Origin of the sequence: Citrobacter sp. Ce129 (genome assembly GCF_030334545.1) — a bacterium.
Classification (GTDB): domain Bacteria; phylum Pseudomonadota; class Gammaproteobacteria; order Enterobacterales; family Enterobacteriaceae; genus Citrobacter; species Citrobacter europaeus.
The window spans coordinates 1-494 of the sequence record NZ_JAOWDS010000015.1 but is presented as its reverse complement, the minus strand read 5'-3'; the positions used below and the strand labels follow the sequence as shown (position 1 = coordinate 494).

General features: G+C 46.4%; 1 pseudogene. It reads left to right on the top strand.

Annotated elements, in window-relative coordinates:
- Positions 1-494 (top strand): annotated as a pseudogene (locus tag OGV77_RS00060) (T6SS immunity protein Tli3 family protein); the annotation flags it as partial.

Here is a 494-nt window from a genome sequence, read left to right as displayed (position 1 = left end):
GAGTTTATCCATCCCTCAGAACAGTACATACTTGTGCCTGAGTGGGAGCCTGGGGCATATAAAATATCTAAAGATTACGGGCAAACGTGGCAGGTGGCAACATATATGGCTTCTTTCCCAGCGCTGGAGAAAAACTCAGATGGTATTATGCGTGACAGCCCTGAAGGAAAAGAAATAAAAAGAGTGGTGGTGGTTAATAATCAGGCATTTATTTCCACTGCACAAGGACATTTGTATATGAGCTCATACCCTTTTGACGACCCGCGTCTGGCGCCGGGTGGACCGGGTATAGATTATCAATACTTTGATGACACGTATTATCTCTACAGACCAGGCAAGCATAAATCCAGTGGCGAGTATGTGAACGGCCATATGAGACCTGAATCGCCAGGGCGCGCCTGGGGAACGGTGGTATTTATGAAAGCATCTTTAGCCCATTTAACGGAAGGTTATAAGGCCAACTATCAAAACCTGCCGGACAAAGAACCGGAAGT